We start from the raw sequence: 26406 nt of genomic DNA, 5'->3' as shown, positions 1-26406 counted from the left end.
CCCATACGTCAGGTGTCTTGCGCGCCCGATACCCTTGTGCGACGATCCTCTGAAAATCGGATAATCAAACAATCTGATCGGGGAAGGGCCATGAATCGCGTCAGGATCGCCGCGCTCGCCACCTGTCTGACCGCGGTCGCCGCGGTCCCGGCCGCTGCGGCGGATTACTCCTCCACCATCTTCTTCGGCGACAGCCTGACCGACAGCGGCGCGTTCCAGTCGCTGCTGCCCGTCGGCGGCAAGTTCACCACCAACCCGGGGCCGGTGTGGGCGGAGACCGTCGCCGGGGCGCTCGGCACCTCTGCCACCACGGCGGCGCGGGGCGGCACCGACTATGCGGTCGGCGGCGCACGGGTGAACACCTCGGTCGGTTTTCCGGCGACCGGCCCGACCGCGCTCGCTCCCAGCGTGGCGACGCAGATCTCCGGCTATCTCGCCTCCAGCGGCGGCCGGGCCGATCCGAATGCGCTCTACACCGTCTGGGGTGGAGCGAACGACATCTTCACGGCACTCAACAACCCGGCCACCGCACAGGCGACGGTGACGCAGGCTGCCGGCGATCTGGTGACGCAGGTCGCGCGTCTGCGCGCCGCCGGGGCGCGCACGATCCTGGTGCCGACGGTGCCGGACATCGGATCGACGCCGCTCGGGCGGGCGCAGGGTGCCACTGCGGCGGCACAGATTACGCAGCTGGTCAGCGGCTATAACCAGCTGGTCACGCTGGGTCTGGCGAATGCCGGCGTATCGGTCATTCCCATCGACACCTATTCCCTGCTGCGGGCGGCAGTGGCCGATCCGGCGGCCTTCGGCTTCACCAATGTGACCGGCACTGCCTGCACCACCAGCAGTTCGCTGCTCTGCACCTCCGGGACGCTGGTGGCGCCCAACGCGGCCCAGACCTACCTGTTCGCCGATGGCGTCCATCCGACCACGGCCGGGCATCGCGCCGTGTCGGACTTCGTGCTGAACGCGCTGACCGCCCCCGGCAATGTGGCGCAACTCGCCGAATCGCCGATCCACACCCGCGACCGGCTGACCTCCACCATCCTGGCCCAGGCGGCGACCAGCCTGTGGAGCCGGAAGCCCGGCACCAGCGGCGCCTGGATCAGCGGCGGGGTCGGCCGGCTGACCAGCGACCGCACCGGCGACCCCGGTGCCGGCGGTCAGGCGGAGGTGCGCGGGACGCCGCTGTCGGTCAGCGTCGGCATCGACAAGCGTTTCACCGAAAACCTGCTGCTCGGCGTGGCCGGCACGGCGTCGCATTACCGCGGCAGCTTCTCCACCGGCGGCGATTACAAGCAGCGGGAGTATGTGCTGAGCGGCTACGGCGTCTACCGCATGGGCGGCGCCTTCGTGAACGGCGTCGGCTCCATCGGCTTCGCGGACTACGACCTGCGCCGTGGTGTCAGCATCAACGGCACTGACCATTCGACCAGCGGCAACACCGAGGGCATCAACGCCTCCATCGGCGCCGAGGGTGGCTATGAGTTCATGACCGGCGCGCTGACCCACGGCCCGGTGCTGGGCCTGCGCTACCAGCATGTCGAGGTGGAAGGGTTCAGCGAGGACAACAGCCTGTTCGGCTTCACCTACCGCTCGCAGACGCGCAACTCGCTGGTCGGCAGCATCGGCTATCAGGCGGCCTATGATTTCGGCAGCGTCCTGCCCTATGCCAAGGTGACGCTGAACCGGGAGTTCAAGGACGACCAGCGCTCCATCACGGTGGAAAGCCGCAGCATTTCCACGCTGGCCTATGACGTGGCGGTGGCGAAGCCGGACCGCAGCTATGTCGACCTGACTGCCGGCGCCTCCTTCAAGCTGGCGGAGTCGGTGACCGGCACGCTGGGCCTGAATGCCCGGCTGGGCGAGGAGAACCGCCGCGATTTCGGCGGCTTCGTTGGAGTCAGCGTCGGTTTCTGACGAAAGACAGGTGACCCGGGGCAAGTCCGCTCCATATCAGGGGCGGATTTGCCTACGGGAGGATAGAAGCACTATGTCCGACGTGATGATCGACGCCGCCGATGGCGGTCGCTTTTCCGCTTATGTCGCCAAGCCCACGGTGACCCCAGCCGGCGGGTTGGTGGTTATTCAGGAGATCTTCGGCGTCAACGCGGTGATGCGCGAGATGTGCGACTGGTACGCCTCTCAGGGGTTCCTGGCGGTGTGCCCGGACCTGTTCTGGCGCCAGCAGCCGGGCGTGCAGCTGACCGACAAGACGCAAGAGGAATGGAACCAGGCCTTCGCCCTGCTGAACGGCATGGATCAGGACAAGGCGGTGGACGACCTCAAAGCAGCACTGGCTTGGGTGCGTGGTCACGACGGCTGCACCGGCAAGGCCGGCAGCGTCGGCTACTGCCTGGGCGGCCGGCTGGCCTTCATGATGGCGACGCGGTCGGACGCCGATGCCAATGTCGGCTATTACGGCGTCGGGCTGGAAGGGTTGCTGGGCGAGGCCGGGAAGATCGGCAAGCCGCTGCTGCTGCACATCGCGGAGAACGACAAGTTCTCCAGCCCCGACAAGCGCGATGCGGTGGTCGCCGGGGTGAAGGACAACGAATGGGTGACCGCCAAGGTCTATCCGGGCATGGACCATGCCTTCGCCCGGCCGGGCGGCGAGCATTACGACCGTGATGCCGCCGACGAGGCGAACCGGCTGACGGTGGAGTTCTTCCGGACGCATCTGGCCTGACGCCAGCGCCGTTGACCGATTTCCTGAATAGTGGGATGCAAGGGTCTTCCGACCCTTGCCCGAACCCCTGTCGGGTGAGCGCGGGAGGGCGGCGCCCTCTCGCCTCGATTTGTTTTGGAGCACTCCGATGACCACGCCGCGCGCCGTTCAGGTCGGCGACCTGACCATTGCCAACGACCGTCCCTTCGTCCTGATCGCCGGCCCCTGCCAGATGGAAAGCCGCGACCATGCGATGGAGACCGCGTCCGCTCTGGTGGAGATGACCCGCGCGCTGGGCATGGGGCTGATCTACAAGTCGAGCTTCGACAAGGCCAACCGCACCTCCATCGCCACCGCGCGCGGTCTGGGCATGAACAAGGCCCTGCCGATCTTCGCGGAAATCCGCGAGCGGTTCGGCTGCCCGGTCATCACCGACGTGCATGAATCCACCCAGTGCGCCCCGGTCGCCGAGGCTGTGGACGTGCTGCAGATCCCGGCCTTTCTCTGCCGGCAGACCGACCTGCTGATCGCCGCCGCCGAAACCGGCCGCGCGGTGAACGTCAAGAAGGGCCAGTTCCTGGCGCCGTGGGACATGAAGAACGTCGCCGCCAAGCTGGTCGCCTCGGGCAACGAGCGCGTGCTGCTGTGCGAGCGCGGCGCCAGCTTCGGCTACAACACGCTGGTGTCGGACATGCGGTCGCTGCCGATCATGGCGGAGACCGGTTTCCCGGTGGTGTTCGACGCCACCCATTCCGTCCAGCAGCCGGGCGGACAGGGCACCACCTCGGGCGGCCAGCGGGAGTTCGTCCCGGTCCTGGCCCGCGCCGCCATCGCCGTCGGCGTCGCCGCCGTCTTCATGGAGACGCATGAGAACCCCGACTGCGCGCCCAGCGACGGTCCCAACATGGTTCCGCTGACGGACATGCCGGCCCTGCTGGCGAAGCTCCAGGCCTTCGACCGTCTGGCGAAGTCCTAAACAGGCTTAATTTGGCTGGGGCGGGGCGCCGTGCTTCACTGGCGCCTCTCCCGCATCCACGGGTCAAGACAGCCTTCGGGGACATGCATGATGGTCGGTCGGAGTTTTCGGGGTGTGGTGGCGGCACTCCTGCTGCTGGTGGTCGCCTTCCCGGCACTGGCGCTGGAGAGTTTCCAGAAATCCAAGCTGACCGTCGAGACGGCCGGCGGCGGCAAGTTCCGCTTCGACATCGAACTGGCGCTGACGCCCGGCCAGCAGGCCCAGGGGCTGATGTTTCGTCAGTCGATGGCCGCCGATGCCGGGATGCTGTTCGTCTACGACCGGGTTCAGCCCGCCAGCTTCTGGATGAAGAACACCCTGATTCCGCTGGACATGCTGTTCATCGCCGCCGACGGCCGCATCGTGAACATCCATGAGCGGGCGGTGCCGGAATCGCTGGACTCCGTCAGCTCCGACGGCCCGGTCAAGGCGATCCTGGAACTGAACGGCGGCATGGCCTCGCGGCTCGGCATCCGTCCCGGCGACCGGGTGGTCTCGCCGGACATTGCCAAGCCGTAAGCCGAAAGCCGAAAGACGGCCCCCCAGCCCATGACTTTCGCGTAAACTCTCCCAGATTCATCGTGCAGGTGGCGCGGTGCGGAGGGGCGCGATGGCCAAGGGAGCAGGCAGGCGGGCGGCGATTTTTCTCGGACTGGCGCTCAGCGCCGCAGCCGGCCTGTCCGCCTATGTCGTGCTGGCGCGGGCCGAGCCGGGACCGGCCTATCGGCTGGCGCGGGTGGAGCAAGGTCCGCTGGTCAGCGCCATCACCGCCACCGGCACCATGAGCGCGCTGGTGACGGTTGAGGTCAGTTCGCAACTCTCCGGCCAGATCGCCGAGCTTTACGCCGATTTCAACAGCCGGGTCACCAGCGGGCAGATCCTTGCCCGGCTGAACGGCGACCAGTTGGCCGCGCGGCTGGCCCAGGCCGGTGCCGATGTCGATTCCGCCAAGGCGGCGCTGATCCAGCAGCAGGCCCTGCTCGACAAGGCGCGGGCCGATCTCGCCAATGCCAACGCCAGCATTGCCAATGCCGACGCGCAGATCGTCCGCGCCGACCTTGCCCAACGCGATGCGGAGCGCGACCTGTGGCGGCGGCGCGACCTGCAGGGCCGTGGCGTGGTCGCCGCCGCCGATCTGGAAAAGGCGGAGACCGCGGCCCACAGCGCCCAGGCCCAGCTGATCGCCGCCCGTGCGCAGAAGCGGCAGGCCGAAGCGGCGGAGGCATCCGCCGAAGCCTCGCTGGCGGTTGCCGCCGCCCAGGTGGAGGTCGCCCGTGCCCAGGTGGCCCAGCGCGAGGCAGCCTTGCAACTGGTCCGTGTCGACCTCAACCGCTCGGTCATCCGCTCGCCCATCGACGGCGTGGTGGTGAACCGGGCGGTCAGCACCGGCCAGACGGTGGCGGCGAGCCTGTCGGCGCCCACCCTGTTCACCATCGCCCAGGATCTGCGGCAGATGGAGGTGCTGGCCAATATCGACGAGGCCGACATCGGCCGGGTCCGCGAAGGGATGGCGGTGCGTTTCACCGTCAACGCCTTCCCCGGCGACAGCTTCACCGGCCGGGTGGCGCAGGTGCGGCTGGCGCCGAAGGAGGACCAGACCGTCGTCACCTACATCGTCGTCATCACGGTGGAGAATCCGGAGCTGCGGCTGCTGCCCGGCATGACCGCCAACCTGCGCATCACGGTGGATGAACGGCCATCGGCGGTGAAGCTGCCGAACGCCGCCCTGCGCTTCCGTCCGCCGGGCGTCGAGTCTTCCGCCGATGCGCCGGCGCCGACCACCGGCGGCCTGAATGGCGGGCGCGGTGCCGCGGCGCTGGAGGCTGCCGCCAAGCGGGTGACGGACGGGCTGAAGCTGGACGAGATCAAGCGGCGCGACATCGCCGCCCTGGTCGCCGAGGCCCGCGAGCGCTTCACAGCACTGGATGCGGAAGGCGGCGATCCGGAGCGCCGCCGGGTGGAGGCCAACGCCATCCGCACCGCGACGCTGGAGCGGATGGCCGGACTGCTCGACCCGGCGCAGCGCGACCGCTTCGAGTCGCTGATCGATCCCGGCCGGGCAGCCGAAGCCACGCGCACCGTCTGGGTGCCCAGCCCCGGCAACGGGAGCCCTGTCGGTGTGCCGGTGCGGCTCGGCATCGGCGACGGCAGCTTCACCGAACTGGTGTCCGGCGACCTGCGGGCGGGGCAGGAGGTCATCACCGGCATCCTCGCCGCCGACCGGGACACCCGCCGGGGACCGCGCCTTGGTTTCTGAACCGGCCGAACCTCAGGTTGCGCCTCTGATTACGGTCGAGCGCCTGACCCGCCATTACCGCATGGGGCCGCAGATCGTCCATGCGCTGGACGATGTCTCCGTCGTCATCCACCGTGGCGAGTTCGTTGCGGTGATGGGGCCGTCGGGGTCCGGCAAATCCACCTTCATGAACCTGCTGGGCTGCCTGGACCGCCCGGATTCGGGTACCTACCGGCTGGATCGGCAGGAGGTGGCGGGGCAAGAGGGTGCCGGACTATCCTCCGACGCGCTGGCGGCGGTGCGGAACCGCAGCATCGGCTTCGTCTTCCAATCCTTCAACCTGCTGCCGCGGCAGACGGCGCTCGACAACGTCATGCTGCCGATGGTCTATGCCGGCGTCGGCCATACCCAGCGGGTCGAGCGGGCGCTCGCCGCACTCGACTCGGTGGGGCTGCGCGAGCGGGCAAGGCACCGGCCGACCCAGCTTTCCGGCGGACAGCAGCAGCGTGTCGCCATCGCCCGCGCGCTGGTCAACGACCCGCTGCTGCTGCTGGCCGACGAGCCGACCGGTGCGCTCGACAGCGCCACCAGCCTGGAGATCATCGGCCTGTTCCAGCGGCTGAACCGCCGCGGCATCACAATCGTGCTGGTGACGCATGAGCCGGAGGTGGCGCGCTTCGCGTCCCGCGTCCTGAACTTCCGTGACGGCCGGCTGATCGACGACGTGAACCAGACGCCGGAGGCTGCGGCATGACCGCCTGGGACGCCCTGCGCGCCGCGCTCGATTCGCTGCGGGCCAACCCGCTGCGCAGCGCGCTGACCATGCTGGGCATCGTCATCGGCGTGGCCGCCGTGATCGCCATGGTCGCGGTGGGCGCCGGAGCACGCGATCAGGTGCTGCGCCAGATCGCCAGCCTGGGCACCAACCTGATCATGGTGGGGCAGGGCAGCATCGCCCGGGGCGGTGTGAAGCTGGGCGCCGGCACGGCCTCTTCCCTGACGGAGGACGATGCGCTGGCGGTGCTGTCGGAGATCCCCGGCGTGGTGGTGACGGCTCCGTCGGTGCGCTGGGGATTGCAGATCGTCGCCGGCAACCAGAATTGGGGCACCGTGCTGTTCGGCATCACGCCCGACTATATGGATGCCCGCGACTGGAATGTCGCGACGGGGCGCGGTCTGTCGGACGAGGATGTGGCACAGGCCAACAAGGTGGTGGTGCTGGGCCAGACGGTGGTGCGCAACCTGTTCGGCGGCGGCGACCCCATCGGCGAGCCGGTGCGGGTCTTCTCCACCCCGCTGACCGTTGTCGGCGTGCTGGCGGAGAAGGGGCAGAACACCCAGGGACAGGACCAGGACGATGTCATCTTCGTGCCGCTGTCCACCGCCAAGCGCAACATTCCAGGCATGGCGAAAAGCAATCCGCGCTTCATCCACACCATGGTGGTGAAGATGCGCGACGGCACCGACATGGCCGAGGCCCAGGCGCAGATCCGCGACCTGCTGCGCCAGCGCCACCGGCTGGTTGCCGGCCAGGACGACGATTTCTGGATGCGTGACCTGTCGGAGGTGTCGGCGACCCGCGATGCCTCGTCACGCGCCCTGTCCTTCCTGCTGGCCGCCGTGGCGGCGGTCTCGTTGCTGGTCGGCGGCATCGGCATCATGAACATCATGCTGGTGTCGGTGACCGAGCGCACGCGGGAGATCGGGCTGCGGCTTGCGATTGGGGCGAGGCGGCGCGACATCCTGGTGCAGTTCCTGATCGAATCGACCACCCTGTCGCTGATCGGCGCCGCCGTCGGCGTGGCGCTCGGCATCGGCACCGCCATGGGAGTCGCGGCTCTGGCCGGATGGCCGACGCTGATCCAGATCGACTCGGTCGTTTTGGCGGTGGTGGTCAGCGGTATCGTCGGCGTGTTCTTCGGCCTGTACCCCGCCAGACGGGCTGCCCGCCTCAACCCGATCGAGGCGCTGCGGCACGAATAGCCGCTAGGTCGGTCTCCATTTCGCCCGTCAGCACGACCAGCGGCACCTTGCTGCGCACCAGCCACAGCGCTAGCCGGCCGACCCAGACCACCTCCCGCGGAACGGCCAGCAGCGCCGGCTGCCGTTCCGCCACCATGCGCGCCAGGGCGAGAGGGGATGTGGCGGCATGGCGCTTGGCAAGGTCGATCTGCCCGACGGCGGGATCCAGCTCCGCGCGCAGCGGCCCTCCGCCCATCGGCGCCACCACATCCACCGCAGCACCTGTTCGCAGCAGTTCGTGGGCGAGGTCGATGGCCGAGCGGCGGTCCGGCCGGTCGGCAAGGTCCGGCTGGAACAGGAAGATGGCGAGCGGTGCGGGGGTGAGTGATGGCAACGAAACGGATCCGGAACGGTGTTGACGACAGGCTGTTGAGCGACCGAATGCCGCAGCGAACGACCGGCAGGGCAGGCGGGATGGAAAAGACCGCGAAAGCGGTGCGCCCTCCGCTTGCCGTGGGCGTGGCGTTCGTGTATCTCACAACGCGGCGACGGGGCGTAGCGCAGTCTGGTCAGCGCGCCAGTTTTGGGTACTGGAGGCCCCCGGTTCGAATCCGGGCGCCCCGACCATCGCCAGAGGACAAATCCGCGTCCAAGCCATGGAGCCAGGACGCAACGGCAGGCATTTGGGGAGACGAGCGAGCCATGAACGTCCGGATCTATCAGCCGAGCAAGACGGCCATGCAATCCGGCCGGGCCAAGACTCACCGTTGGATGCTGGATTACGAGATCGAGACGCCGCGCCGTCCGGAACCGCTGATGGGCTGGACCAGCTCCGGCGACACGCTGAACCAGGTGCGCTTGTCCTTCGAGACCAAGGAAGAGGCCATCGCCTTCGCGGAGCGCGAGGGTTGGAGCTATACCGTGCAGGAGGCTGCGGTCCGCCGCGTCCGTCCGCGCAACTACGCCGACAACTTCCGCACCGACCGCCCGCGCTTCTGATAGCCTATTCGGCAGCCGGTATCGACCCGAGTCGCGACCGGCATCCGGGGAGAAAGCAGGATAAGGCCCCATAGCTCAGTTGGATAGAGCAGCCGCCTTCTAAGCGGCAGGTCGCTGGTTCGAATCCAGCTGGGGTCGCCATCTCGGCAGTCCGTTTCAAAACAGCGAAAAGCCCCGCTTCGGCGGGGCTTTTCGCTTGCGGTCGGGAGGCTGGCGCTCAGGCGGCCTTGATGTCGCCCAGGAAGGTTTCGACATCGCGGCGCATCAGTTCGGCCTGCCGGGACAACTCGCCGGCGGCGGTCAGCACCTGACCGGCGGCATTGCCTGCCTCGCCCGCCGCCTGTGTCACCTGAACGATGCTGCCCGTCACTTCCTGCGTCCCTGCCGCGGCCTGCTGGACGTTGCGGGAGATCTCGTTGGTGGCGGCGCTCTGCTCCTCGATGGCGGCGGCAATGGCGGTGGTGATGTCGTTGATGCTGCCGATGGTGCCGCCGATGCCGGTGATCGCCGTCACCACGCCCTGCGTCGTCTGCTGGATGGCGCCGATCTGGCTGGCGATCTCCTCCGTCGCCTTGGCCGTCTGGCCGGCAAGGCTCTTCACCTCGCTGGCGACCACGGCGAAGCCCTTGCCRGCCTCTCCCGCMCGTGCCGCYTCGATGGTGGCGTTCAGCGCCAGCAGGTTGGTCTGGCTGGCGATGTCGGTGATCAGGCCGACSACCTCGCCAATCTTCTGCGCGGCTTCGGCGAGACTGCGGACCGCRTYGCTGGTCTGGCTGGCCTCGCTCACCGCCTTGCCGGCGATGTCGGCGGAGCGGGCGATCTGGGTGCCGATCTCGCGGATSGAACTGGCCATCTCTTCGGTGGCGGTGGCGACGGTCTGGACGTTGGCGCTGGTCTGCTCGGCMGCCGACGCCACGACGGTGGCCTGGGTGCTGGTCTGCTGGGCCATCGCCGACATGCTGTGCGCGGTGGCGTCCAACTCCGACGCGGCGGCTGCCACGGTGCGCAGGGCGGCGGTCGAGGAATTTTCGAAGCCGGTGAGCAACCGCTCGACGGCTTGGGCGCGGCGCGTCTTGGCCTGCTGCTCGGCAGCCTCGGCGGCAGCGAGGCGGTCGGCCTCGATCATGTTGTCCTTGAACACCTGCACCGCACGGGCCATGGCGCCCAGTTCGTCGGCACGGTCGGTCCCATCGATGGAAACCGTCATGTCGCGGTCAGCAAGGCGCCCCATCATCGAGGTGATCGTCTGAATCGGCCGGATCACCGTGTTGACGATCATCCAGGCCACGCCCACGCAGATGGCAACGACCAGCACCAGGATAGCGGTGACCCACAGCTTGCTGGTTCGGTAGACCTGTTCACCGCGGTCGGCCGCACGTTTGCCTTCGGCGGCGTTGAAGTCCATCAGAGACTGAAGAAGTTCTTTGGAGGTTCGGAACTCATCCCGCGACAAACCGCGATATATGGCGCCGGCACCATCATTGTCGTTCTTGCGTGACAGCGGCAGAAGCTGCTCCCGGCTGATTTTCATGTAGGTTTGATAGCTCGTGACGAATTTCTGGTAGGTCTCGGTTTCCCAGCCCGGTGTCAAAAGCTTTTGGTAATCCATCCGCCGTTGTTCGATCCTGTCGGCGCTTTCCAGAAGTGCTTTGTCCTCGCTCCTAATATCTTCATCGGTGGATGCGATCAGATGAGCGCCTTCCAATGTGCGATAATAGTCGAAAGTCGTGTAAAGTCTGGAAATTGCTGAGACCGATGGCAACCAGTTGTCGCGCACATCGGCGGCCTCTTCGTTGATTGTCGAGAGTTTGATCAAGGAGAATATGCCGAGACCAGCCGTGCATACCAGAAGGGTTAGGATCGCAAGAAGCGTCCGTGACTTGACTGAAAGGTTTGAAATCGACGCCATGGCTGGTGCTCCTGATCTGAGGTTTCTCTCGACCTGCATTTTCCCCGGTTAAGGGTGCGGGCCTGCATGGTTCCTCAACTCTTACGGAAGTGAGGCATGTCCGCTCACCTTCTCCGCAAATCGAGCAAAAGGCGCGCCATATGGCGTTGCGATTTCTGCCGATCAAATATTGTTTGAATCCAATATTCTATCTGCTTTCCCCGATCACGGGATGCATTCTGGATTATCGCGATTTGGCAATATGCGGATTGCGTTTTGCAAAATGCCCACGGTTTCCGTGCCCTGGATCCGGTCCGGCCCCAACATGGAAAGCGGGGATCTACGGGATTCTACGTAGCTCCAACGTAGCCCTTGCCGCTGGGAGGCGGGAAAGGAATAGTCCCTTCAAATCCTATCTTTTGGTATACCCTCCGAACGAGAGAGGGTTGCGACCTGCCGCGCCTATGCGGCTGCAACAAAAGCAAAAGGGGACGGCCAAGGCCGCGCCCCCGCAACAGGGAGGTTTCTCCTTTGAGAGGTCTGCTCAGACTAAGCGGGCTGATCGATGCCGTGAACGAAGGCATCGGCAGGCTCGCCTACTGGCTCGTGCTGGTCGCCGTCATCGTCAGCTCGGCCAATGCGGTCATCCGCTATGGATTGAACACCAGTTCCAACGCTTGGCTGGAACTCCAATGGTATCTGTTCTCGGCGGTGTTCCTGCTCTGCGCCGGCTATACTTTCCTGCGCAACGAACATATCCGCATCGACATCGTGCTGGGCCGTTTCTCGAGGCGATTCCAGGCTTGGGTCGACATCTTCGGCATCCTGGTCTTCATGTTCCCGATGACGATCCTCATCATGGTGCTGTCCTGGCCGATGTTCATGGACAGTTTCCTGACCAATGAAATGTCGAGCGACGCCGGCGGTCTGATCCGCTGGCCCGCGAAGCTCCTGGTCCCGGTCGGCTTCTTCCTGCTCACCGCACAGGGTGTGTCGGAACTGATCAAGCGCATCGCCTTCCTCACCGGCCATCGTGACGAGCCGGGCGAGAAGATGCACAGCCACTCCTAAGGACCGGGAGCCCCCCAGATGGTAGAGTTCATATCCGCCAATATGGCGCCGGTGATGTTTGGCGCCCTGGTGCTTTTCCTGTTGATGGGATTTCCGGTCGCCTTCGCCCTGGCGGCCAACGGTCTGGTGTTCGGTCTGGTCGGCATCGAGCTGGGTCTGCTGACCCCGGCGCTGATGCAGGCGCTGCCCGAACGTGTGTTCGGCATCATGCGCAACGACACGCTGCTGGCGATTCCCTTCTTCACCTTCATGGGCCTGATTCTGGAGCGATCCGGCATGGCCGAGGATCTGCTCGACACCATCGGGCAGCTGTTCGGTCCGATCCGCGGCGGTCTGGCCTATGCGGTGATCTTCGTCGGCGCGCTGCTGGCTGCGACCACCGGCGTGGTCGCGGCCTCGGTCATCTCCATGGGCCTGATCTCGCTGCCGATCATGCTGCGCTATGGCTATGACCGCCGGGTCGCATCGGGCGTCATCGCGGCGTCGGGCACGCTGGCCCAGATCATTCCGCCGTCGCTGGTGCTGATCGTGCTGGCCGACCAGCTCGGCCGGTCGGTCGGCGACATGTATGCCGGCGCCCTGATCCCCGGTCTGGTGCTGACCGGCCTCTATACCGGCTATATCCTGCTCACCAGCATCATCAAGCCGGAGATGGTTCCGGCACTGCCGCCGGAAGCCCGCACGCTGCGCGGAGCCCAGCTTCTGCTGCGGGTCATCACCTCGCTGGTTCCGCCGCTGGTGCTGATCTTCCTGGTGCTGGGCACCATCTTCATCGGCATCGCCACCCCGACGGAGGGCGGCGCCATGGGGGCCGCCGGCGCCATCCTGCTGGCGCTCGCCAAGCGTCAGCTCAGCTGGAACCTGATGCGTCAGGCGATGGATTCGACCGCCAAGCTGTCGTCCTTCGTGGTGTTCATCCTGATCGGCTCGACCGTGTTCGGCCTGGTGTTCCGCGCCGTCAACGGCGACCTCTGGGTGGAGCATCTGCTGATCGGCCTGCCGGGCGGCGAGCTGGGCTTCCTGATCGTCTGCAACATCCTGGTCTTCGTCCTGGCCTTCTTCCTCGATTTCTTCGAGCTGGCCTTCATCATTGTCCCCCTGCTGGGACCGGTGGCGGACAAGCTGGGCATCGACCTGATCTGGTTCGGCGTCCTGCTGGGCGTCAACATGCAGACCAGCTTCATGCACCCGCCCTTCGGCTTCGCGCTGTTCTTCCTGCGGTCGGTGGCGCCGAAGATGGACTACATCGACAAGGTCACCGGCAGGAAGATCGGGAAGATCACCACCGGCCAGATCTACTGGGGTGCGGTTCCCTTCGTGATCATCCAGATCATCATGGTCGGTCTCGTCATCGGCTTCCCGCAGCTGGTCGATGCCGGCCGCGACAAGGGACCGGTGATCAACCTGAACGACGTGAAGATCGAGATTCCGGCCTTCGACAATCAGGACGTGGCTCCGCCCTTCGGCGCTCCGGGCCAGTCGGAGCAGAGCCCGGCGGACGACATCATGAAGCAGCTTCAGGGCAAGTGATGGGAAGCGTCGCTAAAGCCAGACAGTAAAATCTGGGCAGCAAAAGGGGGGCCGGTTCATACGGCCCCCCTTTCTTATTGGTGCGTTTCCGTTTGGGAAAGGGTCAGCGCGTCGGGGTCGTTGCCCCGGCCCAGTTGGTCGGTGCGGTACCGGCAGGCAGAACCACCCCATTGCTGCCGAGCGACACCATGCGGTCGCTTCCGGCGGTGGGCGGCAGTGCGGCGAACTGTTCCGCCGTCATGCCGGTGAGGATCACCGCCTGACGGTTGCGGGCATAGCGCAGATTGTCGCTGGCGACCGTCACCTTGTGCTCGTTCGGGAAACGGGGGGCGCCGACGGTGATGATCGCCTGCTCCACCCGGTTGGTCGGCCCGATCACGAGGTCGGTGACGTTGCCGAGGATGCGGCGGCCGTCCGGTGTCTGCACTGTCAGCCCGACCAGTTCCACCGGAGGCTGGGTCGCGACCTCCGCCGACGGGACACCGCCCATGTCGGAGCTGGCGCAGGCACCCAACGCCAGAACCGGCAGGAGAGCCAGGGCCGGCAGGGCGGGGAGGAGCGTGCGCAGGGAAAGGCGGCGGTGGTCCATCGTTTTTGGCCTTTTTGCTGACGGCGCGGAAGTGTCCGCCCCTACAACAGCACGAGCGTGGCCGGAGGTCCCCCGCGCCGACGGGGTGACCCCATCGCCCACGAGAGACCTCCTTCTGGATAGGGGGCCGGACAGGGGAACCGGAAAGGTCAGGTGAAGATGAAATCGTGGCCGGCGGTCAGCCCGACCTGATCGACGGTCAGCGACGAGCCGTCAGCGAAGGTGAAGGTCGACTGGAAGCCGCTGGAGGTCAGCGACATCTGGCCCGCGCTGTAGCCATGGAATTCGATCTGGTCGATCCCCCGCTCGAAGTAACTGATGGTGTCGTGGCCGAAGCCGCCGGTCGCCTGCTCCATCAGGAAGCGGTCGACCTGCCCATCGGTGTAGCTGACCATCGTGTCGTCACCGGTGCCCGGCCGGAACAGGTCGGCACCTCCGTCGCGGTAGCTGTCATACAGCGTGTCGTTGCCGGCGCCGCCGATCATGGTGTCGTCGCCGCGCATCCCCTTCAAGATGTCGTCGCCGGTGCCGCCGTCCAGCCAGTCGTTGCCTTCGCCGCCGAACAGCTGGTCGTTGCCGGCATCGCCCCACATCGAATCGTTGCCGGCCTCGTTGCCGCCATAGGGGTCGCCGAGCCAGTCGTTGCCGTCGCCGCCATGCAGCTGGTCGTTGCCCAGACCGCCGATCAGCGAGTCATTTCCCCGTTCGCCATACAGCTGGTCGTTTCCGCCGGCGCCGTTGATGCGGTCGTCGCCATCCAGTCCGTCGAGACGGTCATCAAAGGCGGTGCCGGTCATGGCGTCGTTGTTCGAAGTCCCCCAAAACTGGCGCATGGCGTCTCTCCATCAGTGCCGTTAACGTGCTGTTAACGATTAACCAGATGTTAACCATGGGTCCCGGGCGGTCGAAAAGCGATAAAGGGGCAATACAAAGGGGGGCGGATGAGATGACACAGATAATTGAAACTTGATCGAATTAAAGAAATGAACTGCTTCTTTATTCGTTGTTTTTGTGGTCGAAAGCAGGATCTTTCTGTGACTGAATAAAGACTTTCTCTCCCATATGGGCAGGTTTTCAGCTGCGGAACGGCACAGGCTCGGCTGACCAAGGCGATGCGCGGGCAGGCGAGGCGGTATGCCACCGGCCAAACAGGGTGCCGGAGCGGATCGTCCGAAAGAGGTTCCGTGACGCAAAAGCGCCGGGTGCTGTCCGAAGTTTCGGATGCGGCCCTGAAGGCAAAAAATAACCGGGCGTCCAAAGGAGCGCCCGGTGCAGTCATATACAGGGAGGGTTAGAGACAAGAAGGTGTGTATACCCTTCGGCAGGGGTGCTGCTTTGATGTGGATCAACAAACGCACCCGCCGTGGCGAATCGGCTCCCTTCCCAGCCCTTTTCAAGTCGGATCTCTCAGCCGTGGCTGTGCGAATGGCCGCCATAGAGGATGGACGGATCGGTTTCGACCGCCTGGATCGTCTCCAGCTTTCCGTCGCGCCAGGCGCGATAGAAGCAGCTGCGCCGGCCGGTATGACAGGCGACACCGTCCTGCTCGACGATCAGCAGCAGTGTGTCGCCGTCGCAATCCACCCGGAAATCCTTCAGCCGCTGCACCTGTCCGGAGGTTTCGCCCTTGCGCCACAGCCCGCCGCGCGACCGCGACCAGTAGCAGACGCGGCCGGTGGACAGGGTCTCGACCACCGCATCGCGGTTCATCCAGGCCATCATCAGGATTTCGCCGCTGCCCTCGGCCTGGGCGATGGCGGGCACCAGCCCATCGGCGGTGAAGCGGATCGCGGCCAGCACCTCTTCAAACGGGCCGGGCTCGGTCGACGGTGTTTCCGTCATGGCAAATCACTCCTCAACTGTCCGCCGCACTCAAAGGGCGGCGGCCATCCGCCGGAAGCCGGCCTCAAGATCGCGGATCAGGTCGTCGGGACTCTCAAGCCCGGCGTGCAGGCGCAGAACCTGACCCGGATCGGTCCAGCGGGTGGCGGAGCGCACCGCCGCCGGCCGCGTCGGCAGGATCAGGCTCTCGAAGCCGCCCCAGCTGTAGCCCATGCCGAACAGCTCCATCCCGTCCAGCATCGCCGCCAGCGCCTTGCGCGGCACCTGATTGACGATCACCGAGAACAGGCCGCTGGAGCCGGTGAAATCGCGCTTCCACAGTTCATGACCGGGGAAGTCGGGACGGGCGGGATGCAGCACCCGCGTCACCTCCGGCCGGGCCGCCAGCCAGTCGGCGAGCGCCAGTGCGCTCTCCTGGTGCTGGCGCATGCGCACCGACAGGGTGCGCAGGCCGCGCAGGCCGAGATAGAGGTCGTCCGGCCCGCCGCAGACGCCGAAACGGGTGGCGGTCTTCTTGACCGCGGTCCAGCTTTCCTCGTCGCGGCAGGTGACGACGCCCAGCATCGCATCGGCATGGCCGACCATGTATTTGGTCGCGGCGTGGATCGACAGATCGACGCCGTGGTCGAAGGGGCGGAAGAATAGCGGGGTCGCCCAGGTGTTGTCGATCATCACCGTGGCGCCGACCGTCTTTGCAGCGGCGGCGATGGCCGGTACGTCCTGCACCTCGAAGGTCAGGGAGCCCGGCGATTCGAGGAAGACCACGCTGGTGTTGGGCCGCAGCAGGGCGGAAATGCCGGCGCCGATGCAGGGATCGTAGAACTCCACCTCCACGCCATAGGGGATCAGCGTCTCCTTGGCGAAGCGGCGGGTGGGGCCATAGGCGCTGTCGGTGATCAGCACATGGTCGCCGGCCTTGGTGAAGGCGGACAGCGCGATGGCGATGGCGGCGAGGCCGGAGCCGGTGTTCACCGACCTGTAGCCGCCTTCCAGTTCAGCCGCCGCCTCTTCGAAGGCGAAGGTGGTGGGCGTGCCCATGCGACCGTAGTTCACGCTGGTCAGCATGTTCCGGTCGCTTTCCTCCAGCGCGTCCAAGGTCGGGAACAGCACGGTCGAGCAATGATAGACCGGCGGGTTGACGATGCCGTGGTTGTTCCGCGGGTCGCGGCCGGCATGCACGAGAATCGTGTCCTTGGTGACGTCCTTCATCGACTGTCCGTTTGGCTGGAGCGGCAATCCGGCCCGTCCGAGTCCGCCGTAGCCGGGAGAACCCCAGGGCAGGCGGTGCGGGCGCGGCCGAACATTGTGTCACCCCGGACGCCCCGCCGCCATCGCGGATTGCGCGCAACGGCCGTCAGCGGACGGGATGTTCTGGTAACACCACCAATGCACAGAGGATTCGACAAGCCGGATCAAGTTGATACACTCTTGTCCCACGCGCATGGCTGCGTCGCGATCCTCACAGGACGGGTCCATGGGGATCGGTCCGCCGGGTTGTCAGGCGGATCGGTCCGGCAGGGTCGTTCCGGTTGGATTATGGAGCCGGCGTGACCAAGCGCGTCATCAGACCGCTCAAAGCGAAGAACGCAAGAACAGGGTGGAGTTCATAATATGAAGTCAGGGTTCCTGGCCGCCGCCGCAGCGGCCGTGGTCGTTTCCGCCAGCGCCGTCGCCGGCGCTGCCACGCTGGACACCGTCAAGCAGCGCGGCTTCGTGCAGTGCGGCGTGAACGCCGGCCTTCCGGGCTTCGGCAACCCCGACAGCGCCGGCAACTGGACCGGCCTGGACGTCGATTACTGCCGTGCCGTCGCCGTCGCCATCTTCGGCGATGCCAACAAGGTCAAGTTCACCCCGCTGTCCGCCCAGCAGCGTTTCCCCGCCATCCAGTCGGGCGAAGTCGACCTGCTGTCGCGCAACACCACCGCCACGCTGACCCGCGACACCTCGGTCGGCCTGAACTTCGCCCCCGTCACCTATTACGACGGCCAGGGCTTCATGGTTCCGAAGAAGCTGGGCGTGAAGAGCGCCAAGGAGCTGAACGGCGCCACCGTCTGCGTCCAGTCCGGCACCACGACCGAACTGAACCTCGCGGACTATTTCCGCGCCAACAACATGACCTACAACCCGGTCGTCATCGAGTCGAACGACGAGGTGAACGCCGCCTACTTCGCTGGCCGCTGCGACGTGCTGACGACCGACGTGTCCGGTCTGGCCGGCACCCGCGCCGGTGTCGCCCCGGTTCCGGACGACCACGTCATCCTGCCGGAAGTCATCTCCAAGGAGCCGCTGGCCCCGGCCGTGCGCCATGGCGACGACCAGTGGTTCGACATCGTGAAGTGGACCGTCTTCGCCACCATCCAGGCGGAAGAGTTCGGCATCACCTCCAAGAATGTCGACGAGTTCACCAACTCGAAGAACCCGGACATCCAGCGCTTCCTCGGCACCTCGCCGGGCATGGGCAAGGCCCTGGGCCTGGACGAGAAGTGGGCCTACAACGTCGTGAAGAAGGTCGGCAACTATGCCGAGATCTTCGACCGCAACGTCGGCCCGGGCACCCCGCTGAAGCTGGAGCGCGGCCTGAACGCGCTGTGGACCAAGGGTGGCCTGATGTACGCGCAGCCGTTCCGGTAAGGCACGTCACCGTCTGAAGGCCGCCCGCAGCCCGTTGCCGGGGGCGGCCTTCCGGTTCTTTTGGGAGCGGTCGCGAAGGGCGCCAGCGAAGCGCCTGCGCAGGGGGCCGCATTTGGGAGACATGTCGCATTCCCTACGGTGTGGGAAATGCCCGGAAGAACGTCCGGGACCGCGTGGGCACCGTATGGGGCGCGATGGTTGGGGGAGAGTAGTCCGTGGCGACCGAGACCCGGACCACCCAAGGCGCTCCGCCGCCGGGTGGCGTATCGTTTTCCCTCAGCGACCCGACGTTCCGCGCCATCGTCTACCAGATTCTGGTGGTCGGCGCGGTCGTCCTGGTCGGCTGGTTCCTGATTTCAAACACGCTCGACAACCTCGCGCGGCGCTCGATCGCGACTGGGTACCATTTCCTGGAGCGTGAAGCGGCCTTCGGCATCGGCGAGTCGCTGATCGACTATTCGCCGAAGGACAGCTATGGCCGGGCCTTCCTGGTCGGCGTGCTGAACACGCTGAAGGTGTCGATCATCGGCGTCATCCTGGCGACGATCATCGGTACGATCATCGGCGTCGCCCGCCTGTCCAGCAACTGGCTGATCGCCAAGCTGGCCTCGACCTATGTCGAGATCATCCGCAACATCCCGCCGCTGCTGCAGCTGTTCTTCTGGTACGCGCTGGTGTCGGACGGCCTGCCGCCGGTGCGCCAGGCGCTGAACCCGATCCCGGGCGTCTTCCTGTCGCAGCGTGGCCTGCGCGTGCCGGTGCCCGCGCCCGATCCGGTCTGGACCAACATGGGCATCGCCCTGCTGGTCGGCATCGTCGCCGCCTGGGGCGTGTCGCGCTGGGCCAGGGCACGGCAGGCGCGCACCGGGCAGCCGTTCCCGGCGGGCTGGGCCGGCCTCGGCCTGATCGTCGGCCTGCCGGTCCTGACCTGGCTTGCCGGCGGCGCACCGCTCGCGATGGACGTGCCGAAGCTTGCCGGCTTCAACTTCACCGGCGGCGCCTCCATATCTCCGGAATTCTTCGCCATCCTGACCGGACTGACGCTCTACACCGCGGCCTTCATCGCCGAGGTGGTGCGCAGCGGCATCAAGGCGGTCAACTGGGGCCAGACCGAGGCGGCCCGTGCCCTCGGCCTGCCGGGCAGCCCGACGCTGCGTCTGGTGATCCTGCCCCAGGCGCTGCGCGTGATCGTGCCACCGCTGACCAGCCAGTATCTGAACCTGACGAAGAACAGCTCGCTGGCGCTGGCCATCGGCTATCCCGATCTGGTGTCCATCGCCAACACGACGCTGAACCAGACCGGTCAGGCCATCGAAGGCGTGACGATGATCATGGGCACCTATCTGGTCATCAGCCTCAGCATCTCGATCTTCATGAACTGGTACAACAAGCGCATCGCGCTGGTGGAGCGGTAACGGCCATGACCGACAACGTGCAAAGCGTCGGCCTGCCGGACGAACGTCCGCCGGCCAACACCGTCGGCCCGATTGCGTGGCTGCGCAACAACCTGTTCAACAGCTGGTACAACGCCATCCTGACCATTCTGGTCCTGGGGCTGCTGGCGTCGGCGATTCCGCCTTTCATGAACTGGCTGCTGTTCCGCGCCCACGGCTTCGACGCGACCTCAACCGTCTGCCGGCAGGATGCCGGCGGCGCCTGCTGGGGCTTCATCAGCGAGAAGCTGCGCTTCATCATGTTCGGCATGTTCCCGTGGGAACAGCAGTGGCGGCCGCTGGTGACCATCGCCGTCTTCATCGCCCTGCTGGTCGCCAGCTGCGACCGCCGCTTCTGGAAGCCGTGGTTCGGGCTGGTCTGGGCCGCCGGGCTGGCGCTGGTGGCGGTCCTGATGTGGGGCGGCGTCTTCGGCCTGACCTATGTCGAGAACACGCTGTGGGGCGGCCTGCCGCTGACCATCATCCTGTCGGTGATCGGTCTGGCCGTGGCATTCCCGGTGTCGATCCTGCTGGCGCTGGGCCGCCGGTCGAACATGCCGGCGGTCAAGGTGCTGTGCGTCACCTACATCGAACTGATTCGCGGCGTGCCGCTGATCAGCCTGCTGTTCATGGCGTCGGTGATGCTGCCGCTGTTCCTGCCGAACGGCGTGTCCATCGACAAGCTGCTGCGCGCGCAGATCGCCTTCATCATGTTCGCCGCCGCCTATATGGCGGAAGCGATCCGCGGCGGCCTGCAGGCGATCCCGAAGGGGCAGTATGAGGCGGCGGACGGGCTGGGGCTCAGCTATTGGCAGAAGATGCGCAAGATCATCCTGCCGCAGGCGCTGGCCGTCGCCATCCCTCCGCTGGTGAACACCTTCATCAGCTTCTTCAAGGACACCTCGCTGGTCATCATCATCGGCCTGTACGATCTGCTCGGCACGGCGAAGGCCGCGCTGTCCGATCCGTCCTGGCGCGGTTTCTACCGCGAGGCCTATCTGTTCATCGGCGTGATCTACTGGATCTTCTGCTTCAGCATGTCGAAATACAGCCAGAAGCTCGAACGCGATCTCAATCGCGGCCATCGCCGCTGACCCTCGCCGTCAAGGGAGACACGAGAACCCATGTCCCAGGCCATGTCCCAGGCAGCCAAGCCGAAGCACGCCCTCAGCGGCGAGGAAATCATCCGCTGCACGGGCGTCAACAAGTGGTACGGCGAGTTCCACGTCCTGAAGAACATCAACCTCAGCGTCCAGAAGGGCGAGCGCATCGTCGTCTGCGGTCCGTCCGGGTCGGGCAAGTCGACGATGATCCGCTGCCTGAACCGGCTTGAGGAGCATCAGAAGGGCACGATCGTCATCGATGGGATCGAGCTGACCAACAACCTCAAGAACATCGAACTGGTTCGCCGCGAAGTCGGCATGGTGTTCCAGCACTTCAACCTGTTCCCGCACCTGACCGTGCTGGAAAACTGCACTCTGGCGCCCATCTGGGTCCGCAAGATGCCGAAGGCGGAAGCGGAAGAGCGGGCGATGAGCTACCTGAAGCGGGTGCGCATCGCGGAGCAGGCCAAGAAATATCCCGGCCAGTTGTCGGGCGGCCAGCAGCAGCGCGTCGCCATTGCGCGGTCGCTGTGCATGAGCCCGAAGGTGATGCTGTTCGACGAGCCGACCTCCGCGCTCGACCCTGAAATGGTCAAGGAGGTGCTGGACGTCATGATCGGTCTGGCCGAGGACGGCATGACCATGCTGTGCGTGACGCACGAGATGGGCTTCGCCAAGTCGGTCGCCGACCGCGTGATCTTCATGGATCGCGGCGAGATCGTCGAGCAGGACACCCCGGACGCGTTCTTCTCCAATCCGAAGTCGGACCGCACGCGCCTCTTCCTCAGCCAAATTCTAAACCACTGATACGAACGGCAGGCCGGCGGTTCCGTTCGGCCTGCCATCCGGAAACAAAACACCTCGACTTAGGGTGCGCGGCGCAATGTCCTGTGGCGTCGCGCACCGGTTTGCGGTTCAATCGGTCGCCTGACGTGCTGTTCGACCGATCCGCTACCGGAGACCGAGGTTATGGACCTGCTCAGCCCCCGTCCCAGCGTTGGCCAGATCAAGCCGTACCGTCCCGCTCGCCCTCCACGCGACGGCCGCCGGTGGATCGACCTCTCGCTGACCCACAATCCGCTCGGCCCGAGCCCGCTGGCGCTGGACGCCTATTGCGAGGCGGCGACCCGCATCCACTGCTATCCCGACTGGGACCAGGAACCGCTGCGCCACGCCATCGCGCGCCGCCACTCCATCGACGTCGATCACGTAGTCTGCAGCGCCGGGTCGGAGGAGTTGATCCATCTGGTCGCGCAGGCCTTCGCCGGGCCCGGTGACGAGGTGCTGTGCCACGAGCGTGGCTATCGCGGCTTCCTCAAGGCGATCCGCGCCGCGGGCGCCACCGCGATCATCGCGGCGGAACGCGACATGGTGGTGGATGTCGAGGCGCTGATCGACCGCGCCAGCGAGCGCACCAGAATCTGCTTCCTCGCCAACCCCAACAACCCGACCGGTACCTACATTCCGGCCGATGCCGTGCAACGGCTGCGCGCCGGACTGCCGCCGCACACGCTGCTGGTTCTGGATTCGGCCTATGCCGATTACTGCCGCCTGCCGGATTACAGCGACGGGACGGAGATCGTCGAGAATTCCGACAACGTCATGCTGATCCGCACCTTCTCCAAGATGCATGGCTTGGCCGGCTTGCGGGTCGGCTGGGGCTACGGTCCGGCGACGGTGATCGAGGCGGTGAACGCCATCCGCGGCACCTTCAACGTCTCGCTGCCCGCCCAACTGACCGCCGCCGCCGCGCTGAGCGACGCCGAGCATGAAGAGGCGACCTTCGCCCACAATGCGCAATGGCTGCCCTGGCTGTCCCGAGAACTGGAACGGGTCGGGCTGCGGGTCTATCCAAGCGTCTGCAACTTCGTGCTGGCGCGCGTGCCGACCGATCCGTCGCTGGGCACCCAGGCGGTCATCGACCATCTCGCCCACCGCGGCATCCTGGTGAAGGCGGTGACCGAATATGGTCTGTCGGACTGCCTGCGCATCACCATCGGCCGCGAAGAGGAGAACAAGGCGCTGGTGGTGGCACTGGCGGAGATTCTCGGCTGAGAACAGCGGCGGGACGATGCGCGTGCCTTGCCGGAAATTTGAGCGCTTTTGATCCAGATCAACGAACGGTCTATGCGTTTCGGCATAATTTCCGTCTCGTCTCTAAACCTCCCTGTATCACTGAGCCGGAGCATCCGCATGGATGGCTCCGGCTTTTTCTTTTTTCGGCCGGAAGTTTCGGCAAAGGTCGGGGAAAATGCCGGTCCGTTGACATGCATCAACGCAGGAAGGGGTGATCGGGCGTAGACCTATGACTGTCTCTAACCCTCCCTGTTTCACAGGAGGCCCCGGTTCCGGTGCCTCCTGTTTTTTTGTCCGGATTCAGGAGGGCGGACGCGAGCGGTTCCAGCGCATGACCAACCCGATCAGCGACAGCGGCACCACCACGACCGCACCGATCAGGATGTAGGGCAGGGCCCAACTCCCGGCTTCGATGACCAGTGCCGCGATGTCCTGCACCGTCTGCCAGCTGTTCGTCAGGATGCTGGCCGGATCGATGCGCAGGAACGACAGCACGAAGCCGACGATGAAGCACAACACCAGCGTCCGAATGATCCAACCCATCAAGGCCCCACCTCACGCTCGTCATGGCGGAGCTTCCGCCTGTCTGAAGGAACGCGCCGGTCCGCAACAGGGTTCCGGCGTTCCGCGGTAGATGGGGCGCGGTGGTCGGGGTGGTCAAGGGGGGAGGTGGGCAGGCTTCCCCAGCCTCACCCCGCCAGCGGAATGTGATCCCCCGAGCTGCGCGGCAGCACACCGTCCAGCCGCGGGTCGCGAACCTCGCGGGCGACATGGCGGGTGGGGACGAAGCCCATGCTCTGGTAAAGCGGCAGGGCCTTGGGATGGTCGAAGGTGCAGGTGTTGACGACCAGCTTCGACGCACCGCCGTCCCAGGCCTTGCGGATGATGGTGTCGAGCAGCCAGGGGCCCAGCTTGTGGCCGATGAAGTCGGGCATCAGGCCGAAATAGGCGAGGTCGGTTTCCTGTGTCCGCCGGTCCAGCTCGCCGTAACCGGCGGGCGTGCCGTCGACATACAGCACCCACACCTCTACCCGCGGGTCGCGGATCGAGCGCTCCAGCTCCTTGCGCGGCATGCGGCGGCGTTCGTGCCACAGCCAGGGCTCGCCCACAGTGTCGTAGAGATGGCGGTAGAAGGACCAACTCGGCGGATTGGACCGCAACAGCGTGAGGTTGCCGGCCGGCTGGCGCACCGGCGCATGGGCCGGCGGCGCCGTCATCTCCAGATAGGTGACGATTACCGGCAGATGGCCCGGCCGGCTGGCGGCAGGCACGGCGGGGCGGGTCAGAGAGAAGGGTTGGTCAGCCATTTCTGCATCATCGTAACGGGCGATCTGGCATAGCCCAACCTCTCATAGAAGGCCAGCACCCGTTGGTTGGTCTCGCGGACGAGCAGCTGGACCTTGGGCATGCCGGCTGCGGCCAGCCAGCTTTCAGCCTCCGCCACCATCCGGCGGCCGAGGCCCCGGCCTTGCAAGGCCGGATCGACGGCCACGTAATAGATCCAGCCGCGATGTCCGTCCTGTCCGGCCATGGCGGTGGCGGCGATCCGCCCGTCCCCGATGGCGGCCAGCACCGTCGAACTGCTCTTCGACAGTGCCAGCGCGAAGTCGGACGCCGGGTCGTTCCATGGCACCACGAGCCCGCAGGCCGTCCACAGCGCGACGACGGCGTCGCGATCCTCCGCTGCGCAGGATCTGACAGTGACGGACTCGCTCACGGCTGCCGCGGCCCCGTCTCCAGCGGCAGATCCTCCCGCAGGCCCCATTCGGCCCAGGAGCCGTCATAGATCGCCACGTCCGGTTTGCCGGCGGTGGCGAGGCCCAGCGCGATGACGCAGGCGGTGATGCCGCTGCCGCAGGAGGCGACCACCGGACGGTCGAGGTCCAGCCCCGCCGCACGCGCCCTCTGCACGATGACATCCGGCGGCAGCAGGGTCTTGCTGTCGGCGTCGATCAGGTCGGTGTGGGGCAGGTTGAAGCTGCCGGGAATGCGGCCGCTGCGCCGGCCGGGCCAGGGCTCCGCCACCGCACCTTCGAATCGTGGCTGGGCACGCGCGTCGGTGACCTGATCGGCCTGCCCGTCGATGTTGGCGAGCAGCTGATCGGCGCTGCGAATCAGGTCCGGCCGCTTGCGTGCCGTGAAGACCGCCGGCTGGACCGGGGCGGCGTCGTCCGATTCGGTCAGGTGTTCTTCCGCCAGCCATTTCGGCAGGCCGCCGTCCAGAACCGCCACCCGGTCGAAACCGAACAGGCGGAACAGCCACCAGACACGCGCCGCCGCGGTCGCCATGCCGGCGCTGTCATAAACGACGACGGTGTCGCCGTCGCCGATGCCCAGCGCGCCGATCTTCGCGGCGAAGGTCTCCTCGTCCGGGATCATGTGGGGCAGGGGGGCGGTGTTCGGCGCCGCCACCTCGTCGACGTCGCACAGGCGAGCGCCGGGGATGTGGGACGCCGCGAACTCCGCCCGGATATCGCGCTTCAGCGCCGGCATGTGCCAGGACCCGTCGAGGATTTTCAGCCCCGTCCGGCCGAGATTGCGGGCCAGCCAGTCGGTGGAAACGACGGGGCCGGTCAGCGCTTCAACAATGCTGTCGCTCATGCTGCGCGTCCTTAGAAGATGGGGGCTGTCGGGCAACGGATCGGCGAAACGGCTTCAGTCCTCCAGCGCGATGACGACGCGCCGGTTCTGCTTGCCCTTGTTTTCGATCTTCGTCACCTCGATTCCGCCGATCTCGCCGGTGCGGGCGACATGGGTGCCGCCGCAGGGCTGCAAATCGACGCCCTCCACATCCAGCAGACGCACCCGGCCACTGCCGGTCGGCGGCTTCACCGACATGGTGCGCACCAGTTCCGGCTGCGTCGCCATCTCGTCGTCGGTGATCCAGCGGGTGCCGACGGGAGTGTCGGCAGCGATCAGCCGGTTCACCGCCTCGGTGATGGAGTCCTTGTCCAGCGATTCGGCGGGGACGTTGAAGTCCAGCCGGCTCTTGTCCGCGCCGATCTGCCCGCCGGTGACCGATCCCGGCACCACCGCGCACAGCAAATGCAGCGCGGTGTGCATGCGCATGTGGCGATGGCGGCGGTTCCAATCGATCTCCGCCTCCACCGCGGTGCCGGGGCTGGGCAGCTCCTGTCCGTCTTCCGGCACATGGATGACGTCGTCGGGGCCGCCGTCGCCCTTCACCGTGTCCTTGATGCGGACTTCGAAACCGTCGAAGCGCAGGACGCCGGTATCGCCCGGCTGGCCGCCGCCGGTCGGATAGAAGACGGTGCGGTCGAGCCGGATGCCACGCTCGTCCACCGTCGTAACGGTGGCGACGCAGTTGCGGGCGTAGGCGTCCTCACGGAAAAGCGCGTCCAT

The 26406-nt window shown here is 66.2% G+C and carries 26 protein-coding genes and 2 tRNA genes; 17 read left to right on the top strand and 11 right to left on the bottom strand.

Annotation, left to right across the window (positions count from 1 at the left end; all coding sequences use genetic code 11):
- Positions 1 to 90 precede the first annotated feature (90 nt).
- The 7 genes from VH569_RS26880 to VH569_RS26850 all read left to right on the top strand — a co-directional run bounded on the left by VH569_RS26880 (position 91) and on the right by VH569_RS26850 (position 7902).
- A complete protein-coding gene (locus VH569_RS26880; protein ID WP_423319352.1) occupies positions 91 to 1920 on the top strand; it encodes an autotransporter domain-containing protein in 1830 nt (609 codons plus the stop codon).
- 73 nt (positions 1921 to 1993) lie between these two features.
- Positions 1994 to 2689: a dienelactone hydrolase family protein gene (locus VH569_RS26875; RefSeq protein WP_423319350.1), complete on the top strand. Its 696-nt coding sequence runs from the start codon at positions 1994 to 1996 to the stop codon at positions 2687 to 2689.
- Between the two features lie 127 nt (positions 2690 to 2816).
- Positions 2817 to 3644, top strand: coding sequence for a 3-deoxy-8-phosphooctulonate synthase (gene kdsA / locus VH569_RS26870; RefSeq protein ID WP_423319348.1), 828 nt, complete (start codon positions 2817 to 2819; stop codon positions 3642 to 3644).
- Positions 3645 to 3758: 114 nt separating this feature from the next.
- On the top strand, positions 3759 to 4202 hold the full coding sequence (locus VH569_RS26865; protein ID WP_423319346.1) for a DUF192 domain-containing protein: 444 nt from the start codon (positions 3759 to 3761) through the stop codon (positions 4200 to 4202).
- 91 nt (positions 4203 to 4293) lie between these two features.
- Positions 4294 to 5940 carry an efflux RND transporter periplasmic adaptor subunit gene (locus tag VH569_RS26860; protein WP_423319344.1) on the top strand — a complete coding sequence of 549 codons (1647 nt, stop codon included), beginning with the start codon at positions 4294 to 4296 and terminating at the stop codon, positions 5938 to 5940.
- Positions 5930 to 6673 (top strand): ABC transporter ATP-binding protein, encoded by a 744-nt coding sequence (locus tag VH569_RS26855; RefSeq protein WP_423319342.1) that lies wholly within the window; start codon positions 5930 to 5932, stop codon positions 6671 to 6673. The genes VH569_RS26860 and VH569_RS26855 overlap by 11 nt, the downstream gene beginning before the upstream one ends.
- The gene (locus VH569_RS26850) at positions 6670 to 7902 is read left to right on the top strand and encodes an ABC transporter permease (protein WP_395459648.1); all 1233 of its coding nucleotides are present in this window, start codon (positions 6670 to 6672) and stop codon (positions 7900 to 7902) included. The genes VH569_RS26855 and VH569_RS26850 overlap by 4 nt, the downstream gene beginning before the upstream one ends.
- Here the strand turns inward: VH569_RS26850 and VH569_RS26845 are convergent.
- Positions 7871 to 8275 carry a hypothetical protein gene (locus VH569_RS26845; RefSeq protein ID WP_423319339.1) on the bottom strand — a complete coding sequence of 135 codons (405 nt, stop codon included), beginning with the start codon at positions 8273 to 8275 and terminating at the stop codon, positions 7871 to 7873. The two genes, VH569_RS26850 and VH569_RS26845, sit on opposite strands and share 32 nt — an antisense overlap.
- Before the next feature lie 155 nt (positions 8276 to 8430).
- On the opposite strand from VH569_RS26845, the gene VH569_RS26840 reads away from it, so the two are divergent.
- The 3 genes from VH569_RS26840 (at position 8431) to VH569_RS26830 (ending at position 9021) form a co-directional block, all read left to right on the top strand.
- A tRNA-Pro gene (locus VH569_RS26840) sits at positions 8431 to 8508 on the top strand.
- A 75-nt stretch (positions 8509 to 8583) separates the two neighbouring features.
- Complete coding sequence (locus VH569_RS26835; RefSeq protein ID WP_109050332.1) at positions 8584 to 8880, top strand: ETC complex I subunit; 297 nt, start codon at positions 8584 to 8586, stop codon at positions 8878 to 8880.
- A gap of 64 nt (positions 8881 to 8944) precedes the next feature.
- A tRNA-Arg gene (locus VH569_RS26830) sits at positions 8945 to 9021 on the top strand.
- A gap of 76 nt (positions 9022 to 9097) precedes the next feature.
- Here VH569_RS26830 and VH569_RS26825 read toward each other — a convergent pair.
- Positions 9098 to 10789, bottom strand: a complete 1692-nt coding sequence (locus VH569_RS26825) for a methyl-accepting chemotaxis protein (protein WP_423319337.1) — start codon at positions 10787 to 10789, stop codon at positions 9098 to 9100.
- Positions 10790 to 11299: 510 nt separating this feature from the next.
- On the opposite strand from VH569_RS26825, the gene VH569_RS26820 reads away from it, so the two are divergent.
- Both VH569_RS26820 and VH569_RS26815 read left to right on the top strand, forming a co-directional pair.
- Positions 11300 to 11839, top strand: a complete 540-nt coding sequence (locus tag VH569_RS26820) for a TRAP transporter small permease subunit (RefSeq protein WP_423319335.1) — start codon at positions 11300 to 11302, stop codon at positions 11837 to 11839.
- 18 nt (positions 11840 to 11857) lie between these two features.
- A complete protein-coding gene (locus tag VH569_RS26815) occupies positions 11858 to 13369 on the top strand; it encodes a TRAP transporter large permease (RefSeq protein ID WP_423319334.1) in 1512 nt (503 codons plus the stop codon).
- 103 nt (positions 13370 to 13472) lie between these two features.
- Here VH569_RS26815 and VH569_RS26810 read toward each other — a convergent pair whose 3' ends face one another.
- The 4 genes from VH569_RS26810 to metC all read right to left on the bottom strand — a co-directional run bounded on the left by VH569_RS26810 (position 13473) and on the right by metC (position 17009).
- A complete protein-coding gene (locus tag VH569_RS26810; protein ID WP_423319332.1) occupies positions 13473 to 13958 on the bottom strand; it encodes a PRC-barrel domain-containing protein in 486 nt (161 codons plus the stop codon).
- A 149-nt stretch (positions 13959 to 14107) separates the two neighbouring features.
- Positions 14108 to 14791, bottom strand: coding sequence for a calcium-binding protein (locus tag VH569_RS26805; RefSeq protein ID WP_423319330.1), 684 nt, complete (start codon positions 14789 to 14791; stop codon positions 14108 to 14110).
- Between the two features lie 574 nt (positions 14792 to 15365).
- Positions 15366 to 15800 carry a phosphoribosyl-AMP cyclohydrolase gene (gene hisI / locus VH569_RS26800; protein WP_423319328.1) on the bottom strand — a complete coding sequence of 145 codons (435 nt, stop codon included), beginning with the start codon at positions 15798 to 15800 and terminating at the stop codon, positions 15366 to 15368.
- A 30-nt stretch (positions 15801 to 15830) separates the two neighbouring features.
- Positions 15831 to 17009, bottom strand: coding sequence for a cystathionine beta-lyase (gene metC, locus VH569_RS26795; protein ID WP_423319326.1), 1179 nt, complete (start codon positions 17007 to 17009; stop codon positions 15831 to 15833).
- A 402-nt stretch (positions 17010 to 17411) separates the two neighbouring features.
- Here metC and VH569_RS26790 point away from each other — a divergent pair, with 402 nt between their 5' ends.
- From VH569_RS26790 to VH569_RS26770, 5 genes are all read left to right on the top strand, one after another.
- Positions 17412 to 18431: an amino acid ABC transporter substrate-binding protein gene (locus tag VH569_RS26790; RefSeq protein ID WP_109047534.1), complete on the top strand. Its 1020-nt coding sequence runs from the start codon at positions 17412 to 17414 to the stop codon at positions 18429 to 18431.
- Between the two features lie 215 nt (positions 18432 to 18646).
- Entirely contained in the window at positions 18647 to 19846 is a 1200-nt protein-coding gene (locus tag VH569_RS26785; protein ID WP_423319324.1) for an amino acid ABC transporter permease, read from the top strand.
- Positions 19847 to 19851: 5 nt separating this feature from the next.
- Positions 19852 to 20958 (top strand): amino acid ABC transporter permease, encoded by a 1107-nt coding sequence (locus VH569_RS26780; protein ID WP_109047536.1) that lies wholly within the window; start codon positions 19852 to 19854, stop codon positions 20956 to 20958.
- Positions 20959 to 20988: 30 nt separating this feature from the next.
- Positions 20989 to 21774, top strand: coding sequence for an amino acid ABC transporter ATP-binding protein (locus VH569_RS26775; protein WP_098739765.1), 786 nt, complete (start codon positions 20989 to 20991; stop codon positions 21772 to 21774).
- A gap of 162 nt (positions 21775 to 21936) precedes the next feature.
- A complete protein-coding gene (locus VH569_RS26770) occupies positions 21937 to 23022 on the top strand; it encodes a pyridoxal phosphate-dependent aminotransferase (protein ID WP_423319321.1) in 1086 nt (361 codons plus the stop codon).
- A 321-nt stretch (positions 23023 to 23343) separates the two neighbouring features.
- On the opposite strand, the gene VH569_RS26765 is transcribed toward VH569_RS26770, so the two are convergent.
- From VH569_RS26765 to VH569_RS26745, 5 genes are all read right to left on the bottom strand, one after another.
- Positions 23344 to 23586 carry a hypothetical protein gene (locus tag VH569_RS26765; RefSeq protein WP_246307237.1) on the bottom strand — a complete coding sequence of 81 codons (243 nt, stop codon included), beginning with the start codon at positions 23584 to 23586 and terminating at the stop codon, positions 23344 to 23346.
- Positions 23587 to 23732: 146 nt separating this feature from the next.
- The gene (locus VH569_RS26760) at positions 23733 to 24350 is read right to left on the bottom strand and encodes a GNAT family N-acetyltransferase (protein ID WP_423319318.1); all 618 of its coding nucleotides are present in this window, start codon (positions 24348 to 24350) and stop codon (positions 23733 to 23735) included.
- Positions 24326 to 24760 (bottom strand): GNAT family acetyltransferase, encoded by a 435-nt coding sequence (locus VH569_RS26755; RefSeq protein ID WP_423319316.1) that lies wholly within the window; start codon positions 24758 to 24760, stop codon positions 24326 to 24328. Before VH569_RS26755 ends, VH569_RS26760 begins: the two co-directional genes overlap by 25 nt.
- Positions 24757 to 25644 carry a sulfurtransferase gene (locus tag VH569_RS26750; RefSeq protein ID WP_423319314.1) on the bottom strand — a complete coding sequence of 296 codons (888 nt, stop codon included), beginning with the start codon at positions 25642 to 25644 and terminating at the stop codon, positions 24757 to 24759. Before VH569_RS26750 ends, VH569_RS26755 begins: the two co-directional genes overlap by 4 nt.
- 54 nt (positions 25645 to 25698) lie before the next feature.
- Positions 25699 to 26406, bottom strand: a complete 708-nt coding sequence (locus VH569_RS26745) for an alanyl-tRNA editing protein (protein ID WP_423319312.1) — start codon at positions 26404 to 26406, stop codon at positions 25699 to 25701.

The organism is Azospirillum sp. 11R-A, from assembly GCF_049472615.1.
Classification (GTDB): domain Bacteria; phylum Pseudomonadota; class Alphaproteobacteria; order Azospirillales; family Azospirillaceae; genus Azospirillum; species Azospirillum palustre.
Note: the sequence above shows the minus strand (reverse complement) of the source record. Positions and strands in the feature narration are given on the sequence as shown.